The 16279-nt window shown below is 67.7% G+C and carries 15 protein-coding genes; 5 read left to right on the top strand and 10 right to left on the bottom strand.

Annotated features, from left to right (window positions below; all coding sequences use genetic code 11):
- Positions 1-2: 2 nt before the first annotated feature.
- The 4 genes from purL to panD form a co-directional block, all read right to left on the bottom strand.
- Positions 3-3905: a phosphoribosylformylglycinamidine synthase gene (gene purL / locus ACSZL9_RS08765; protein ID WP_446665067.1), complete on the bottom strand. Its 3903-nt coding sequence runs from the start codon at positions 3903-3905 to the stop codon at positions 3-5.
- A 60-nt stretch (positions 3906-3965) separates the two neighbouring features.
- A complete protein-coding gene (locus ACSZL9_RS08760; protein WP_446665066.1) occupies positions 3966-4388 on the bottom strand; it encodes a PPOX class F420-dependent oxidoreductase in 423 nt (140 codons plus the stop codon).
- Between the two features lie 183 nt (positions 4389-4571).
- On the bottom strand, positions 4572-5408 hold the full coding sequence (locus tag ACSZL9_RS08755; protein ID WP_446665065.1) for an Fpg/Nei family DNA glycosylase: 837 nt from the start codon (positions 5406-5408) through the stop codon (positions 4572-4574).
- A 4-nt stretch (positions 5409-5412) separates the two neighbouring features.
- Entirely contained in the window at positions 5413-5826 is a 414-nt protein-coding gene (panD, locus tag ACSZL9_RS08750; RefSeq protein ID WP_446665064.1) for an aspartate 1-decarboxylase, read from the bottom strand.
- 120 nt (positions 5827-5946) lie between these two features.
- On the opposite strand from panD, the gene ACSZL9_RS08745 reads away from it, so the two are divergent.
- Positions 5947-6795: a MerR family transcriptional regulator gene (locus tag ACSZL9_RS08745; protein WP_446665063.1), complete on the top strand. Its 849-nt coding sequence runs from the start codon at positions 5947-5949 to the stop codon at positions 6793-6795.
- A 4-nt stretch (positions 6796-6799) separates the two neighbouring features.
- Here the strand turns inward: ACSZL9_RS08745 and ACSZL9_RS08740 are convergent, their stop codons facing one another.
- The 3 genes from ACSZL9_RS08740 to ACSZL9_RS08730 are packed head-to-tail and all read right to left on the bottom strand — an operon-like array spanning position 6800 to position 8796.
- Positions 6800-7600: a spermidine synthase gene (locus tag ACSZL9_RS08740; protein WP_446665062.1), complete on the bottom strand. Its 801-nt coding sequence runs from the start codon at positions 7598-7600 to the stop codon at positions 6800-6802.
- A 4-nt stretch (positions 7601-7604) separates the two neighbouring features.
- Positions 7605-8276, bottom strand: a complete 672-nt coding sequence (locus tag ACSZL9_RS08735) for a phosphotransferase family protein (protein WP_446665061.1) — start codon at positions 8274-8276, stop codon at positions 7605-7607.
- A 13-nt stretch (positions 8277-8289) separates the two neighbouring features.
- A complete protein-coding gene (locus tag ACSZL9_RS08730) occupies positions 8290-8796 on the bottom strand; it encodes a hypothetical protein (protein ID WP_446665060.1) in 507 nt (168 codons plus the stop codon).
- Positions 8797-8894: 98 nt separating this feature from the next.
- Here ACSZL9_RS08730 and ACSZL9_RS08725 point away from each other — a divergent pair, with 98 nt between their 5' ends.
- Positions 8895-9128, top strand: coding sequence for a DUF2283 domain-containing protein (locus tag ACSZL9_RS08725; protein ID WP_446665059.1), 234 nt, complete (start codon positions 8895-8897; stop codon positions 9126-9128).
- A 21-nt stretch (positions 9129-9149) separates the two neighbouring features.
- Here the strand turns inward: ACSZL9_RS08725 and ACSZL9_RS08720 are convergent, their stop codons facing one another.
- Positions 9150-10538: a DUF222 domain-containing protein gene (locus tag ACSZL9_RS08720; RefSeq protein ID WP_446665058.1), complete on the bottom strand. Its 1389-nt coding sequence runs from the start codon at positions 10536-10538 to the stop codon at positions 9150-9152.
- 144 nt (positions 10539-10682) lie between these two features.
- On the opposite strand from ACSZL9_RS08720, the gene ACSZL9_RS08715 reads away from it, so the two are divergent.
- Genes ACSZL9_RS08715 through ACSZL9_RS08705 form a run of 3 tightly spaced genes read left to right on the top strand, consistent with a single transcriptional unit; the run spans position 10683 to position 12927 of the window.
- Positions 10683-11657, top strand: a complete 975-nt coding sequence (locus ACSZL9_RS08715) for an LLM class flavin-dependent oxidoreductase (RefSeq protein WP_446665057.1) — start codon at positions 10683-10685, stop codon at positions 11655-11657.
- Between the two features lie 22 nt (positions 11658-11679).
- On the top strand, positions 11680-12048 hold the full coding sequence (locus ACSZL9_RS08710; RefSeq protein ID WP_446665056.1) for a sterol carrier family protein: 369 nt from the start codon (positions 11680-11682) through the stop codon (positions 12046-12048).
- A 9-nt stretch (positions 12049-12057) separates the two neighbouring features.
- On the top strand, positions 12058-12927 hold the full coding sequence (locus ACSZL9_RS08705) for an LLM class flavin-dependent oxidoreductase (RefSeq protein ID WP_446665055.1): 870 nt from the start codon (positions 12058-12060) through the stop codon (positions 12925-12927).
- Here ACSZL9_RS08705 and ACSZL9_RS08700 read toward each other — a convergent pair.
- Positions 12920-14533 carry a glycoside hydrolase family 10 protein gene (locus ACSZL9_RS08700; protein WP_446665054.1) on the bottom strand — a complete coding sequence of 538 codons (1614 nt, stop codon included), beginning with the start codon at positions 14531-14533 and terminating at the stop codon, positions 12920-12922. The genes ACSZL9_RS08705 and ACSZL9_RS08700 overlap by 8 nt on opposite strands.
- A gap of 205 nt (positions 14534-14738) precedes the next feature.
- Entirely contained in the window at positions 14739-16253 is a 1515-nt protein-coding gene (locus ACSZL9_RS08695) for a sunset domain-containing protein (RefSeq protein WP_446665053.1), read from the bottom strand.
- Between the last annotated feature and the right edge of the window lie 26 nt (positions 16254-16279).

The following is a 16279-nucleotide window of genomic DNA, read 5'->3' as shown; positions in this document are numbered from 1 at the left end:
GGTCATCCGAGGTGGACGCGCGCGTTGCGGAACATCCGCAGCCATGGGCTCGGCTGGTCCAGCGGGCCGTCGGTCCACGACAGCTGGATGTTGCGCTGCACGCGCTCCGGGTGCGGCATCATCGCGGTGAAGCGGCCGTCCGGTGTCGTCACCGCGGTCAGCCCGTCGGGTGAGCCGTTGGGGTTGAGCGGATAGCTGTGTGCCGGGTTGCCCTCCCCGTCGACGAATCGCATTGCGCGCTCGACGGTTTCGAGGTTGCCGCGCTCGGAGAAGTCGGCGCGGCCCTCGCCGTGCGCGACCGCGATCGGGAGACGACTGCCCGCCATACCGGCGAAGAAGATGGAAGGGGAGTCGAGCACCTCGACCTGGCTGAGGCGGGCTTCGTACTGCTCGGACACGTTGCGGGTGAAGCGCGGCCACGCGCTGGCGCCCGGGATGAGATCGGCGAGTGCGGCGAACATCTGGCAGCCGTTGCAGATGCCGAGGCCGAAGGTGTCCGGCCGGCCGAAGAACGCCGAGAACGTCTCGCGCAGGCCGTCGTTGAACAGCACCGACCGTGCCCAGCCCTCGCCGGCGCCGAGGGTGTCGCCGTAGGAGAAGCCGCCGCAGGCGACCAGTCCGTCGACGTCGCGCAGGTCGTGGCGGCCACTGTGCAGGTCGGTCATGTGGATGTCGACGGCCTCGAATCCCGCACGGTGGAAAGCGAATGCGGTCTCGACGTGGGAGTTGACGCCTTGCTCGCGCAGGATCGCCACCCGCGGCTTCGCACCGACATTGACGTATGGCGCGCAGATGTCGTCGGCCGGGTCGAACGACGGCTGCACGACCAGACCAGGGCGCCCCGTGCCGACCTCTGCGTGCTCCTCCGCTGCACACTCCGGGTTGTCGCGCAGCGTGCTGATCCGCCAGGACACTTCGTCCCAGGCGCGGGCCAGGTCGGTCGTCGGCTCGTCCAGTGCAGTGGATCCGGCGATCGTGACGGTGAGGTTCGGGGCGACCGTCGGGGCCCCGACGAAGTGCGCGAGGTCGGTCAATCCCGTTTCGTGCAAGGCCTTTTCGACATCCTTGCGGCGGGCGGCCGGCACCTCGAGGACCGCGCCGAGCTCCTCGGCGAAGAGGGAGGCGACGGACGGCACGTCGATGCTCGCGCCGCAACCGCCCGCAATGGCCATCTCGGTGACGGTCGCCCAGAGGCCGCCGTCGGACCGGTCGTGGTAGGCGCTGACCAGGTCGTCGGTGCGCAACCGGTCGAGCAACCGCACGAGAGCGAGCAGCTGCGCAGGATCGACGAGATCCGCTGGTGCGCCGCCGAATTCGCCCTGCACCTGGGCTGCGACAGAGCCACCCAGACGTGCCTTGCCGGCACCCAGGTCGATCAGCAGCAGCTCGGTCTCGTCCTGCGGGTGCAGCTGCGGCGTCAGCGTGCCGCGGACCTCCGGAAGTGACGCGAACGCAGTGACGACGAGCGAGACGGGGGAGCGGACCTCCCGCTGCTCGTCGTCGGCATCCCACCGGGTGCTCATCGACAACGAGTCCTTGCCGACCGGCACCCCGATGCCCAGCGCCGGGCATAGCTCCTTCGCCACGGCGTGCACGGTGTCGAAGAGCGCGGCGTCCTCACCCTCGCGGCCGCATGCGGCCATCCAGTTGCAGGACAGCTTGACGCCCTCGAGGCTGGAGACCGGTGCCGCGAGCAGGTTGGTGATCGCCTCGCCGACCGCCATCCGGCCGGATGCCGGAGCGTCGATGGAGGCGATCGGTGTGCGCTCGCCGGTGGACATCGCCTGACCGCTGAATCCGACCAGGTCCGAGAGAGTTACGGCCACATCGGCGACCGGGACCTGCCAGGGACCGACCATCTGGTCGCGGTGGGTGAGGCCGCCGACGGTGCGGTCGCCAATGGTGACCAGGAAGCGCTTGGACGCGACGGTCGGGTGGCGCAGGACGTCATACGCGAGGGTGCGCAGGTCGGCCGTCGCCAGGTCCAGCTCGGCGCTCGCACGCTGAACGCGCTTCGCGTCACGGGTCATCTTCGGCGGCTTGCCGAGCAGCACCTCCATCGGCATGTCGATTGGAGTCGCTCCTGCGTCGGTACTCGACCCGCTTTCGACGACCAGTTGGCCATCGTCGGAGGCGGTGCCGACCACGGCGAACGGGCAGCGCTCGCGGGCGGCCAGCTCGGTGAAGCGCTCCAGCGAATCCGGAGCAATCGCAAGCACATAACGCTCTTGCGACTCGTTGCACCAGATCTCCTTCGGCGACAGGCCCTTCTCCTCCAACGGGACCGCTGCGAGGTCGAAGCGCGCACCAAGGCCGGCGTCGTCCACCAGCTCGGGGAAGGCGTTGGACAGGCCGCCGGCGCCGACATCGTGGATCGCCAGGACGGGGTTGTCCGCGCCGAGCGACCAGCAGTGGTTGATGACCTCCTGCGCGCGACGCTCGATCTCCGGGTTGCCGCGTTGCACGGAGTCGAAGTCGAGGTCGGCAGCGTTGTCACCGGACGCCATCGAGGAGGCGGCACCGCCGCCCATGCCGATGCGCATGCCCGGCCCGCCGAGCTGGATCAGCAGGGAACCGCTGGGGAAACGGACCTTGTCGGTCTGCTCCGCGCTGATCGCGCCGAGGCCGCCGGCACTCATGATCGGCTTGTGATAGCCGCGGCGGATGCCGTCGACGGTCTGCTCGTAGACCCGGAAGAAGCCGCCGAGCCCCGGCCGGCCGAACTCGTTGTTGAAGGCCGCTGCTCCGATGGGGCCGTCGAGCATGATGTCCAGCGGTGTGGCGAGATGGTCCGGGGCGCCATACGACTCGCGCTCCCAGGGCTCGTCGGTGCCGGGCAGGTGCAGGTTGGAGACGACGAAGCCGGTCAGGCCCGCCTTGGGTTGGGAGCCGCGCCCGGTGGCTCCCTCGTCGCGGATCTCGCCGCCGGCTCCGGTCGCCGTGCCGGCGAACGGCGAGATGGCGGTCGGGTGATTGTGCGTCTCGACCTTCATCAGCACGTGCACGTCATCGGGCCGCTCGACGTATTTGCTTGGTGCGTCAGGGGATTCGGGCAGCCAGCGGGTGGCCGGGCCGCCCTGCATGATCGAGGCGTTGTCCTTGTAGGCGACGACCGTGCCCTCGCCGGAGACCTGCTCGGTGTGCCGGATCATCCCGAAGAGGGAGGTCGTCTGCGGCTCACCGTCGATGACGAAGTCGGCGTTGAAGATCTTGTGCCGGCAGTGCTCGGAGTTGGCCTGCGCGAACATCATCAGCTCGACGTCGGACGGGTTGCGCTGCAGACCGCGGAACGCCTCGACGAGGTAGTCGATCTCGTCGTCCGACAGCGCCAGGCCGAGCTCGACATTTGCGGTCTCGACGGCGGAGCGTCCGTCGCCGAGCACGTCGATCCGCTGCATCGGCTCGGTGTCCGGGTCGTCGAAGAGTGCGTATGCCGCCGCACGCGACGGCAGCACACTCTGCGTCATCCGATCGTGCAGGACGGCGGCCACGGCCTCCAGCTCGGCTTCGCCGAGCGGGGTGGTCGCCAGCTGGAACTCGGTGATCCGCTCGATCCGCCGGACGTCCAGCCCGCAGCTGTGCGCGATGTCGGTCGCCTTGGAGGCCCACGGCGAGACGGTGCCGAGTCGAGGGCTGACGACGAGCGTCATGGGGGCGTCAGCTCCGTCAGTGCAGTGAGGGAGCGACTCGTGCGCCGGGCCGTAGGTCAGCAGCTCGCGCAGGTGCTGCTCGGTGGGCTCGTCGATCGCGTCATCGGTGGCGACGAGGTGCACGAATCGAGCACTGACCGCGGAGATCTGCGGTGCGATGGCGCGCAACCGGGTCAGCAGTGTGGCCGCGCGGAACGGCGAGAGTGCCGCGCCTCCGTCGAATGTGGTCAGCACCATGCCGTGGGTGGGCGTCATGGGATGTAAGAGCTCCTCGACGAGGCGGGTATGACGGTCACCCAAGGGTATCGAGCGGGCTCAGCGCACCAGCCCGTAGACCCGGTCGACGTGCAGGTGGAGCGGGATCCGCTTGTCGGCGACCATCGCCTGGCGGTATTCGTCCCAGTCGGGGTGCTCGCCGCCGACTGCCCGGTAGATCGAGATGAGTTCCTCGACGCTGTCGTCGTCGGGTGCGGCCGCCACGGGCAGGACGGTCGCCGTCACGTCGGCGGCGGCATACGACCAGCCCTGCTTGCCATTGACGAGGATCGTCGCGCGCGAGTCCCTGCGCAGGTTGGCGGTCTTCGCCCGTCCGTCGGTGACCGACACCCGGATCAGGTCGCGCTCGCGGTCGTAGGTGTAGCTGACGTTGGACAGCTGCGGCCGGCCGTCGCGGCGGATGGTTGCGAGGGTGGCGAGGTTGTTATCCGCGATGAGGTCGCGGAGGGCGTCGTCGCTCATAGGAGCTCCTTCGGGGTGTTGGTCAACTCGTTGACGAGCTGCACCTCTCAAGAGTTGAGAGGTGTTGTCGGTTTGTCAACGGTCGCGAATGCCGGTGGCATCCGGTCGGTTTCGCGGACGGGGCTGCGCTGGGTTTCGATACGGCTTCGGCTAGCGCCTCGGCCTACTCAACCAGCTTGTGGCTCAGTCCCTGATCGTGCGGCGGCGGGAGCGCGGCTGACACTTCTTGCACCAGAACAGGTTTCGGCCCGCGAGGACCTTGGTGCTGACCGGTGTGCCGCACACCAGGCACTCCTGGCCGGCGCGGCGGTAGACGTAGACCTCGCCGCCGTGCGCGTCGACGCGTGGATCGCGGCCCATCGCCTCGGGTGTGTGCTCGGGGTAGACGGTGTCGATGCGGCCGTCGCGCACACCGAGCGGCATCAGCTCGACCAGGTCGTCCCAGAGCAGGTCGAACTCCGCGCCGCGCAGGAACTTGCCGGGCATGAACGGGTCGATGTGGTGCCGATAGAGCGTCTCGGCGCGATAGATGTTGCCGACACCGGCGAAGATCTTCTGGTCCACCATCAACACGCCGATCGGACTGCTGGACCTACGGATCCGGGCTCTGGCGATCTCCGGATCGGCATCCGCGCGCAGCGGGTCGGGGCCGAGCTTGGCGACGGTTGCGGCGATCTGCTCGGGGGTGCTGAGCTCGCAGACGTTGGGTCCGCGCAGCTCCATCGTCACGTCGGGTGCGAAGGCGGTGAGGCGCCACCGGGCGTTCTCGGTCTGCGGGTCCGCTTCTGGGAAGAAGAAGAACTTCCCGATCAGTCCGAGGTGGATGTGCACCTGCTCGGTGAGGCCTTCGAACGCGATGTACATGTGCTTGCCGAAGGCCTGCGCGGTGTCGAAGACATGCCCGTCGACGAGGTCGGCGCCGGTGAATTTGCCCTGTGGAGAGGTGGATCGGACCTCGTGCTGCCCGAACTCGCGGTTGAGCTCACCGCTGATGCGGTGAGTGACATGTCCCTCCGGCATACGCTCAGGAAGCGGCGCGTGCGGACTTCAACCCGCTGCCCGCCGGCGCGAAGCCGGGGTCGTCCCCGATCGATACCTGCTTGTTGGTGGCGTCGACGAAAACGACCGAGCCCTTGAAGTCGCGCGCCTCGGTGTCCTCGACCTGGCCGTAGCCGATGATGATCACCAGGTCGTCGGGCTTGACCAGGTGCGCCGCGGCGCCGTTGATGCCGATGATCCCGCTGCCCGCCTCGCCGGTGATGACGTATGTCGAGAGGCGATTGCCGTTGGTGATGTCGACGACGTCGACCTTCTCGCCCTCGAGCAGGTCCGATGCCTGCATGAGGTCCGCGTCGATCGTGATCGAGCCGACGTAGTCGAGGTCTGCCTGGGTCACGGTGGCGCGGTGGATCTTGGACTTCATCATCGTCCGGAGCATGCGTTGAGGTTCTTTCGTGGTCTCGCCCCGGCGACAGGACGGCAGGATTGGAACGCGTCGATCGTACCCGCGCCGCCAGAAGTTGACTCTCACACCGTGTCAGGGCCGAGACTCCTGGTCATGGCCGACACCTCGAAGCTGATGTCCATCGGTGAGTTCTCCGGTGCGACCCGCATCAGTGTGCGAATGCTGCGCTACTACGACGCGAACGACGTGCTGACGCCCGCCGACGTCGACCCGGTCACGGGATATCGGCGGTATGACGCACGCCAGCTCGCCATCGCATCGCGCATCCGCAGGCTGCGGGACTCAGGATTCGGCGTGTCCGCCATCGGTGCCCTTCTCGACAGTGTCGGGACTCCAGCGTTCGACCGTGCCCTGCAGATGCAACGCCGCACGCTCGTGGACGACGTGGCAGCGGCACGGGACCGACTGCGAGCACTCGATCGAATGCTCGCCGAATCCTCGAACGCAAAGGAATCAGCCATGTCCGACATCACGGTCGAACTCGTCGACCTGCCTGCCACAACCGTCGTCAGCCTGAGGGGCACCGTCGCGAGCTACGCGGCCGAGGGCACCCTCTGGGCGGACTTCATGCCCGCGATCGGTGCCCAGCAGCCGCCCATCATCGGGCCGGGCGGCTGCATCGAGCACGATGGTGAGTTCCGCGAGGCGGACGTCACCGAGTCGGTGTTCCTGCCGGTGCCGCCCGGCACGACAGCCGCAGAACCACTGACTGTGCTCGACCTGCCGGCACGGCGGGCGGTCGTGGCACGGGCCGTCGGCCCGTATGGCGAGGCCATCACTGCCGCGCACGAAGCGATCGCCCGGTTCGTCGCCGACAACGACCTACACGTCGCGTATGCCGCCGACGACGTCGCGACCCATGGGTTCAACATCTACGACACCGATCCGTCCTCGACGAAGCCCGAGGACTCCGTGACGCGGGTGCATGTGCCGGTGAGCTGAGACTTCAGCGTGCCCGCCAGGCGCCGAGCTCCGGCGGGGGCGGTGACGGTATGACGTCCTCGTCGGTGAACGGTTTCGCGGTGCCTTCGAGCGTCTTTGCCGGCCGGGCGGTCGTGGTGGCGGCCAATCGCGTTGCGCGGTGACGGATCTCGTCGAGATCGTGTGGGCTGTCGCTCGCGATCACGACGTAGTTGCCGAACCGTCGGCCCTTCATCACATCGGCGAGTGCCAGCACGACCGCATGGTCGAAACGTGTGGCGACCGTGGCCAAGGATCGGGCCAGGTGTCGACGATTCGGCTCGTCGGCGAGGTTCAGCAGCAAGAGGCCACCGGGTTTCAGCACTCGGCGGTAGTGCGTTATCGCGTTGGGGGACAACAGGTTTGCCGGCACACGTCCCTCGTCATACGCATCGATCACGATGGCGTCAGCGGAGTCGTCGCGCAGTGCGGCGACACCGCTGGCGCCGTCCTGCGGGCGGACGCGGATGCGGTGGTTGCGGGGGAGTGGCAGCTCACGTCGCACCGCCTCGGTGAGAGCCGCGTCCGGCTCAAGCACGATCTGCGGTGACCCCGGCCGGGTGTGCTGCACGTAGCGGGCGAGGGTGAGTCCGGCACCGCCGACGTGGGTGATGCCTGTCGGGCCCGGCGGGAGCAGATCGATGCCTATCGCGAGCTGGGCGACGTATTCGAAGACGAGCAGCTCCGGGTCGTGCAGGTCGACGTGTGACTGCGGGTGGCCGTCGCGCAGCACCGTGACGCCGCCGCGCTCGTCCTGCTGGAAGTCGAAGTGCGGCTCGTCCGTCATCGCGTCAGGGTATGTCGCCCAGTTCGTGCCAACCCTCAACGGTGCGGGTTCGTTCACGCCACGCGGCCACCGCGTCGCCGTGAGGGTCCCAACGGTGCGTGAAGTCCGTCAGCCATCGGCATCGGCGGATCATGGTGTCCTTGCGCAGGGTCCAGGGTGGCGTCGAGCCGTAGGCGTCGAAGAAGACGGGCAACTCGTTCACCACGTCAGGATGATGCATCCGGACGATCCACTCGCACCAGGCGATGTCCGTGACGGGGTCGCCGATCCCGCTGAACTCCCAATCGAGAACCGCCGTGGCACTGCCCGAGTCGGCATCGAACAGCAGGTTGTTCGGTCCGAAGTCTCCATGCTGGATCACCTGACCGGGCGTAGCCGTCGGATCGACCAGTCGCGGGTCGAGCGAGTGCAGCCGGCGAAGTATTCGACCGGACTCCGAAAGCACAGTTCGAGCACTGCCGGCGGCGATCAGATCTTGCCCGTGCGCACCGTCGATGTATGTCGTCTCCAACCAGCCCGCACCAACTCGGTGGACCGGTGGCACGGGCAGCTGACCGCGAAGTGCGCTCAGAGCACGGTGTTCGGCGGCTTGCCGCCGTTCGGCATCGGGCCCGGCATACACCTTCCGGACAGCGTCGCCCCGATGGTCGGTCCGGTTGGTGTATCCGTGCTTCACGTCTCTGAGCGTCTCACCGGGAGCTTCGAGCGTCGCGTTCGACCGTGCGCCCGTTGAGTCGTTGCAGCTCGAGCTTCGCGTAGCCGCGTCGAATGTCGAGGGCGTGGTGCTCAAGGTCGTGCAGCAAGTGGTGGAGCATCCAAGCCGGTGTGGCTGGGAAGTCGCCTCCGACGTCGATGGGTCGGTGCAGGTCGGTGCCGGCGACGCTGTCGAGCAGCGACCTCGCCTTCACCAAACCATCTGCGAGATCAGCAATCGCACACCTCGGTTCGGGTTTCCCGGTGTCGATCACGGAAATCGACTCTCCGAGTAGTTCTAGGCAATGGGCGGTGTACTCATCAGTCGACCAGGTTTCCGGAGTGGGGCGTTCGGTGGCGCGGGGGTCGTCGACGAGGCTTCGCAGCATTGCAATGCTCGCCGGAATGTCGACGTCCACGTTGGCTCGTCGACTGTCGAATCCGCATTCGTCGCACAGTTCATCGAGGTGCCCTGTGCCGAAGTCGCGCCATCCATAGCTCATGACGGTCAACGTATGGGGTTCCAATCGCATCGATGCGGCGTCGAATCGCCCGGGCGTGGCGTGCGCCCGGCGTGCTGAACCAGTGAATGATGTGTCGTATGCGGATTACGTATGACAGCGACGTCAATGCGGCATACATCGCTCTTGTCGAAAGCATCGGCGCGGGCGAGGTCGCGCTGACTCATGTCGCTGAGGTGTCCTCCATTGGCCGGTCGGTCAACCTCGACTTCGACTCGGATGGTCGACTGCTGGGCGTCGAAGTCCTGGGCGCGAATACTGGCTTGCGCGCAGAAACGCTGCACAGCGCTGGGCGCGCCGGACCGTCGGAGTGAGGCTGGCGCAGATCTGTGCCGTCAGACGTCACCCTCGTCCTCGCGGTCGCGTTCTCGTAGGTCGTGGTTGAAGAGGATGGTCATGAGGGTGCGTTCGGGGTGTGAGTGGGTGGGTGGTGGTTGGCCTGGTGGTGCGGGTGGTCGGCTGGTGGCGGTGAGTCCGGCGGTTTGGGTGGTGGTGTGGCCGGCGTGTCCGGTGACGGTGTAGTCGGGGTGTTCTTTGACGTAGTTGCACCACTCGCAGAGGCCTTGGCCGTTGCGTTCTGATGTTTCGCCGCCGTCGGTGTGGCGGGTGATGTGGTCGGTGTGTCGGACCGGTGCCGAGCACCAGGGGGTGCGGCAGGTCTGGTCGCGGAAGAGGATGAGTCTGGCCAGGAGTCCGGGGTAGTGACGGGCGCGGGTGTCCATGCCGATGATGTCGCCGGTGCCGGGGTGGGTGAACAGTCTGCGGATCTGTGGGCCGGTGGGGTCGCCGGTGGTGCACCATTCGCGGACGAGGTCGGCGGGGACGGGGCCGTAGCCGGGCACGTGCGCGGGGGCGTCGCCGAGCAGGGTGTCGGTCGGCATGATCAGGTTGACGGTGACACCGAATGCGTCCTGGTGGCGGGCGCGTCCGGTGATGCGTTCGGTGAGGGTGTCGGCCAGGACGTGGTCGCGCGCCGGTGCCGGGTGGCCTTGCGCTGCCGCATCGGCTCTGGCGGTGTCCGCGGCGGCGTTCAACGCTGCCATGCAGGCGAGGCCGTCTTTGACGGGGAGGAACGCGGACAGTCGGCACATGTTGTCGGGCGCGGGTCGCAGGCTGACCCGCCGGTCCTTCTCGGCGTGTTTGCGGCGGTCGGCGATGGTTTCGGGTGCGACCTGGCATGCCTGTTCTTTGGCGAGGTGTGTCAGCCGGCGGCCGGTGACGGTGCCGAGGTCGTCCCGGATGCCGTGGTCGACCTGGGCGCGTTCGGCGTGGGTCAGGCCGGAAGTCTCCTGCACGACCTGGTGTGCGTCGTGTTCGGAGATGACTCCTGCGGCCAGTGCGGTCAAGGTGTGTGGCATGTCTTCGGTCAGGGCGTGGGCCAGGTTCACGAACTGGCTGCCGCGATGTGGGGTGCACCGGCGGGCGAACCCGACCTGGGACCCGACCAGGCGCCTGGTGGCTTTGCGGGCGATCCCGCGTGCGTCGTCGGTGTCTTGTTGTTGCTCGTGGGCGGCGACCACGACGTGTGCGAGGCGGGCACTGATGGCGTTTTGTAGCTCGGACAGGGCTCGTGCTTGGGCCCACAGGTCCTCGGTGCCCGCGCCGCTATCGTCGCTCACGGTGGTGGCGGGGAGGGGGTCGTCGAGGCGGTCGTGGAATGCCCGGACCGCGGCGGCGTCGAGCACCGTGGTGCCGCCGTCGTCGTTCGATCCGTGCTCGTACATAAGTTCGAGTATGTCACGAATCATTAGGCATAGCAATAGTTTTCGGCGACGAGTGTTATCCACATCCCCCCTCGCTCGGCGGCATGATCGGCGGGGATGTGGACAACCTGGTCGGTGTCAGTGGCTCGCCATACGCTCGAGTTCATGACTGACGCACCCGCCATCGGCATCTGTTTCGACCGCAGCTTCCCGGCGTCGGAAGTGGCCGACTACGCCCGCCGAGCGGAGGCTGCCGGCCTGCAGGAGCTCTGGCTCATCGAGGACTGCTTCTTCACCACCGCGCCCCCATTGGCAGCGGTCGCGCTGACCAGCACGGAGCGGTTGCGCGTCGGGCTCGGCATCCTCCCTGCCGTGGCGCGGACCGCTGCAGTGACCGCGATGGAGATCGCCACGCTGGCCAGCCTCGCGCCGGGCAGGGTGATCGGCGGCATCGGCCACGGCGTGCAGCCCTGGATGCAGCAGATGGGGGTTCGACCGGCGTCGCCGGTGACAGCTCTGGAGGAAGTGCTGACCAGCGTGCGTCGGTTGCTGGCGGGCGAAACTCTTGATGTGTCAGGCGAATACGTGACAGCGCGCGAAGTGGCCCTGGAGCACCCGCCGCCACCGATCCCGCAGGTTCTGGCAGGGGTGCGGGGGCCGAAGTCGCTCGCCATGGCCGGGCGTTCGGCCGACGGAGTGCTGCTCGACGGACCGTGCGCCATCGACTACTTCGAGCTGACGAAGTCTCTCTGCGGACGTGACACCAGCGTCTTCTCCTACCGCTGTTTCGCCACCCTGTGCGTCTCTGATGATCGCCGTGAAGCCCGCCGTGTGGTCGCGCCCTTCCTGGCCGAGATGGTCGGCTTCGGGCATCTCGGTGTGACGTCGCTGTCGTTCTACGACGAGCTGCGTGAGCTCACCACGCGGCACCCGGACGACTGGGCGGACAGGGCGCCCGATCAGTGGTGGACGCGCATCGGTGCCATCGGCGACGTCGACGATGCCATGGCGTATGTCGGCGCCATGGCCGACGCCGGAATCGACAGCATCAGCTTCTTCCCGGCCGACGAGCTGCAGATCGCGCACGGGCAACTGGAGACCGCAGGGGTGATCGCCCGCCAGCTGCATGCGGGAGGATGACAGCTCGAGAAGGAGCTGGTCGATGGCAGCACGGAAGATCGACGCCGCGGAAGGGCGTGCGGCAGTCCTGGCATGGTGTGCCGACCCCACAGTCGGTCGCAAAGTGCTCGCGACCGCGGTGCGTTTCAGCTTGCAGGAGCTGGAGCTGCAAGCACCCGGTCGGAGTGTCGAAGTGCGGGTGCCGCCGTTCGGAGCGGTCCAGGTGATCGAAGGGCTGACGCACCGACGCGGCACACCGCCCAATGTCGTTGAGTTGAGTGCTGATTCGTGGCTCAAGCTCGTGGTGGGCGACACCACCTGGGAGGAAGCCGAGGAGGCCGCGACGGTGTCCGCCTCCGGATCGCGTTCGGACCTGTCGCCATACCTGCCGCTGATCCGGCGCCCCGCATAGGCTGGCCGCATGCGCGTTGGCATCACGATGCTGCCGGAGGCCCGGTGGGCCGACATGGAGCCGAAGTGGCGTGCGGCCGAGGAGTTCGGCTTCGATCACGCCTGGACCTACGACCACCTGGTCTGGGGAGGGTTGCCCGACTCCCCGTGGTTCGGCACCACTCCCACGCTGACCGCCGCCGCGATGGTGACCTCGACGATCCGGCTCGGCACGTTCGTCACGTCGCCGAACTTCCGGCACCCGGTCACCTTTGCGCGGGACGTGCTCGCGCTCGACGACATCTCCGGTGGCAGATTCTTGTGCGGCATCGGCCGCGGCGGAGACCTCGACTCCGGTCTGCTCGGCGAGTCGCTCACGGTGGCCGAACGCACCGGCCGATTCTTCGAATTCACCCGGCTGCTCGACCAAGTGCTCACCGAGGATCACGTCACGTATGACGGGAAGTACTTCACCGCGCACGACTCCCGCAACAAGCCCGGCTGCATCCAGCAACCGCGCGTGCCCTTCCTCATCGCGGCCAACGCGCCCAAGGCGATGCGACTGGCCGCAGAGGTCGGCCAGGGTTGGGTGACCTACGGGAAACCCACTGGCAATGAAGAGGATTGGTGGCGCGGGCTGCGCGAGGCGAGCAATCGTATGACGGCCGAGCTCGAGGCCGCCGGCCGAGCCGGTGAGCCCTTCGAGCGACACCTCAACGCCGACGGAGCACGTGGGTCTGTCTACGAGAGCGTGGACCGATTCGAGGATGCGGTCGGTCGTGCACGAGAGGCCGGCTTCACCGACCTCATCACCCACTGGCCGCGCCCCGACAAGCCCTACGCGGCAACGGTCGACGTGCTGGAAACCGTTGCCGCGCAGGTGCTTCCGAAGCTCAGTTGACGGCGACCCCGGCGCTCTCGTTGCCTGCGCCGTCGACGGCGCTGACGACATACACCTGGTTGTGGCTGCTTCCCGAGCGATCGGTCCACGTGTTGTGGCGCGGGTCGGCGGGGATCACGGCCGCTAAATGACGCGCATCGGCGAGGTCGCGGCTCTTGGCGTGAGAGTGCTTGCCCTCCACCGGAATCCGGTAGATCGCGAAGTGCGAGGTGTCGCGTGAACCCGTGCGCCACCGCAACTCGTCCCCGTGACGACGCAGGTCCGAGACGCGCGACGGCGGTCGGCGCTTGAGCCATGGGCTGGTCGGCAGCAACGCGGGACGGGAATACCAGGTCTCGTTCAGCAGAGTGGTGGCGCCGAGCTCATCGGCGCGCACCGGGACTGCAGAGAAGTAGATGTTCCCTTGCACCTGTGGGTATTTCGCGTTGAACTCCAGATGCGACGAGAGCTCCTCGGGGTTCAGCCAATGCGGGTCGACAGCACCGTTGGTGTTGACCTTGTAGGTCGCCTGGCCGATGTAGAGGTGCACCGGAGTGCCCCGCACGACGTCGGACCACCACGGGACGAGTTTTGCGTAGTCGGCAGGTGCAAAGCCGATCGACCAGTAGATCTGCGGGCAGATGTAGTCGATCCAGCCCTTCTTCACCCAGCCGCGAGTGTCGGCATACAGGTCGTCGTAGGTCTCGGCGCCGGCTGTCGTGTCGGAGCCGGTTGGGTCGGTCGCCTTGTTACGCCATACGGCGAACGGCGATACACCGAACTGGCACAACGGTTTTGCGCGCTTGATGCGACGCCCCAGGGTGACCATCAGATCGTCGATGTTGGAGCGCCGCCAGTCGTCCAGCGACCTGCCGCGTCCGTACTTGGCGTACTGGTCCTCGTCGTGGAAGATCTTGCCCTCGACCGGGTATGGGTAGAAGTAGTCGTCGAAGTGGACAGCGTCGATGTCGTATCGACGAACGGCGTCCATGATCGCGTTGACGACGAAGCGACGAACCTCGGGCAAGCCTGGGTTGTAGTAGAGCTTGCCGCCATACGGGAGCACCCAATCGGGGTGTCGGCGAGCCGGGTGGGACGGGATCAGTGTGCTCGGGTCCTCCGTCATTGCAGCACGGAACGGGTTGAACCAGGCGTGCAACTCCAGGTTTCGCTTGTGCGCCTCCTCGACGGCGAAGCCCAGTGGGTCGTAACCGGGGGCCTTGCCCTGCTCGCCGGTCAGCCAGGCGGACCAGGGTTCGTAGCGGGACGGCCACAGTGCGTCAGCGGTCGGCCGGACCTGGAGCACGACGACGTTGTGCCGTTGTTGCTGCGCGAGGTCCAGCCACGCGATCAACTCCGACTTCTGTTGGTCGGCCGTGAGCCCCGGCTTCGACGGCCAGTCGATATTCGCCACGACCGACAGCCACATCGAGCGGAGCTCGTGCTTCGGCATCGTCGGGTCGGTGCGGAATTGGCCCGGGTGTGGTTGGGGCACAACGTAATTGTGCGCGTGGCCGGGCTTGGCGGCTGCGCTGCAGGTCGTCGCTGCCGCCACCAGTGGGGCGGCAGCGACGCCGAGCAGGACACTGCGTCGAGCGGGGGTGTTCGGCGTGGGATCCAGGGACATCGCAACTCCTCATTCAGGGGGTATGCCGACCCTGTCACCACCAGNGGGGGGGGCCCGCGACGCCGAGCAGGACACTGCGTCGAGCGGGGGTGTTCGGCGTGGGATCCAGGGACATCGCAACTCCTCATTCAGGGGGTATGCCGACCCTGTCACCACCAGCCCCGCGCTGGGTGGTTTACGTGCTGCCTATTTGTCGGGAAAATTCCTAACGCTTGGACGGGTCCCAGTGCCGGAAGCCCGCAGCGGAGGCTGCCTGCTCGTCGCGGAAGTAGACCTCGGCCTCCTCGGAGTCGTATGACGGCGACTCGGTGGAGTGGAAGATCATCGTGTCGGCGTTGCCCTTGATCCATCCCTGCGGACCCGACCCGTCGTCCGCCGGCGCGGCCGATCCGGGACCGAACGGACCGTCCGTTGCGTCGTCGGTGGGCGCTGCCGGGCTCGACTGCTCAGAGCTCGGTTCAGGGCTCGACTGCTCCGGGGCTCCGCCGAACTCAACCAGCGGGAGCGGTGGCGTGTCCCAGTCATCTCCGCCGGAGGACTTGGCAGCAGGCGGTGCGGGCTGTGCCGGTGCGTCGGCATCCGCTTCGGCCGGCTTGGTCTCCGCGGCCGGCGTTGCGGCGTCGTCGAGCGCGGGCGGTGGCGTGTCCCAGTCATCTCCGCCGGATGCGGTGTCGGCGGGTGCGGTGTCACTGCTCGCCTCCGCAGGGTCAGCAGTGTTCGGAGTGTCGTCGAGCGGGGGTGGCGGGGCGTCCCAGTCGTCGCCGGACGAGGTGTCAGTGGTTGCCGGGGTGGACGACGCTGCCGTGCTCGGGGTGTCGTCGAGTGCCGGTGGCGGAGCCTCCCAGTCGTCGCCGGACGAGGTGTCAGTGGTTGCCGGGGTGGACGACGCTGCAGCGCTCGGGGTGTCGTCGAGCGGAGGTGGTGGGGCGTCCCAGTCGTCGCCGGAGGAGGTGTCGGTGCTTGCCGGGGTGGAGGACGCTGCGGTGCTCGGGGTGTCGTCGAGTGCCGGTGGCGGAGCATCCCAGTCGTCGCCGGACGAGGTGTCAGTGGTTGCCGGGGTGGACGCCGCTGCAGCGCTCGGGGTGTCGTCGAGTGCCGGTGGCGGAGCCTCCCAGTCGTCGCCGGACGAGGTGTCAGTGGTTGCCGGGGTGGACGACGCTGCAGCGCTCGGGCTGTCGTCGAGTGCCGGAGGCGGGGCGTCCCAGTCGTCGTCCGCGGCGGGCTGCTGCTCATCGAGTGCGGGCGGCGGAGCATCCCAATCGTCGTCAGCGGGTGCCGTCTTCGGCTCAGTCCTGGATCCGGTGTTCGACCCCGCGGCGGCGGCACCGTCATCCAGGGCCGGGGGAGCGGCGTCCCAGTCGTCGGCGTCGGAGGCCGGCTCAGCGGGTGCGGCCGGTTCATCGGCGGATTTGCCGTCGGCAGGCGACGCTTTGGACGCCTTGTCGTCCGAGCCTGCAGTGGCGGCTGCCGCAGCGACGCCACCGGCAGCTGCAGCGCCGCCGGCAACCGCGGCGGTCTTCGCGCCGGACGACTTCTCCTCGGCGGGAGCCTCGGCGCTGTCCTGCAGCGCTTCCGTGTCTGCGGTGTCCGCGGTGCTGACCTTGTGGTCACTGCTGACGCCGTCGATGCCCACCGAGCGGCCATGCTTCGGGTCGCGCAGCAGCAGCCACAACACGACTGCGATCAGGACGGCGATCAGGGCCAGGACCAGCCACACCATGCGGAACACCTCTGCCTTGGACGGAA

It is taken from the genome of Flexivirga sp. B27 (assembly GCF_052905685.1).
This window is presented reverse-complemented; position numbering and strand designations above follow the sequence as displayed.

Excerpts from the sequence above, each read along its gene's own strand:
- ACSZL9_RS08700 (WP_446665054.1), bottom strand. The coding sequence starts at position 14,533 with ATGTCCCTGGATCCCACGCCGAACACCCCCGCTCGACGCAGTGTCCTG.
- ACSZL9_RS08725 (WP_446665059.1), top strand. The coding sequence starts at position 8,895 with ATGCGGATTACGTATGACAGCGACGTCAATGCGGCATACATCGCTCTT.
- panD (WP_446665064.1), bottom strand. The coding sequence starts at position 5,826 with ATGCTCCGGACGATGATGAAGTCCAAGATCCACCGCGCCACCGTGACC.
- ACSZL9_RS08745 (WP_446665063.1), top strand. The coding sequence starts at position 5,947 with ATGGCCGACACCTCGAAGCTGATGTCCATCGGTGAGTTCTCCGGTGCG.
- ACSZL9_RS08710 (WP_446665056.1), top strand. The coding sequence starts at position 11,680 with ATGGCAGCACGGAAGATCGACGCCGCGGAAGGGCGTGCGGCAGTCCTG.
- ACSZL9_RS08730 (WP_446665060.1), bottom strand. The coding sequence starts at position 8,796 with ATGAGCTATGGATGGCGCGACTTCGGCACAGGGCACCTCGATGAACTG.
- ACSZL9_RS08760 (WP_446665066.1), bottom strand. The coding sequence starts at position 4,388 with ATGAGCGACGACGCCCTCCGCGACCTCATCGCGGATAACAACCTCGCC.
- ACSZL9_RS08695 (WP_446665053.1), bottom strand. The coding sequence starts at position 16,253 with ATGGTGTGGCTGGTCCTGGCCCTGATCGCCGTCCTGATCGCAGTCGTG.
- ACSZL9_RS08740 (WP_446665062.1), bottom strand. The coding sequence starts at position 7,600 with ATGACGGACGAGCCGCACTTCGACTTCCAGCAGGACGAGCGCGGCGGC.
- ACSZL9_RS08715 (WP_446665057.1), top strand. The coding sequence starts at position 10,683 with ATGACTGACGCACCCGCCATCGGCATCTGTTTCGACCGCAGCTTCCCG.
- ACSZL9_RS08755 (WP_446665065.1), bottom strand. The coding sequence starts at position 5,408 with ATGCCGGAGGGACATGTCACTCACCGCATCAGCGGTGAGCTCAACCGC.
- ACSZL9_RS08720 (WP_446665058.1), bottom strand. The coding sequence starts at position 10,538 with ATGTACGAGCACGGATCGAACGACGACGGCGGCACCACGGTGCTCGAC.
- ACSZL9_RS08705 (WP_446665055.1), top strand. The coding sequence starts at position 12,058 with ATGCGCGTTGGCATCACGATGCTGCCGGAGGCCCGGTGGGCCGACATG.
- purL (WP_446665067.1), bottom strand. The coding sequence starts at position 3,905 with ATGACGCCCACCCACGGCATGGTGCTGACCACATTCGACGGAGGCGCG.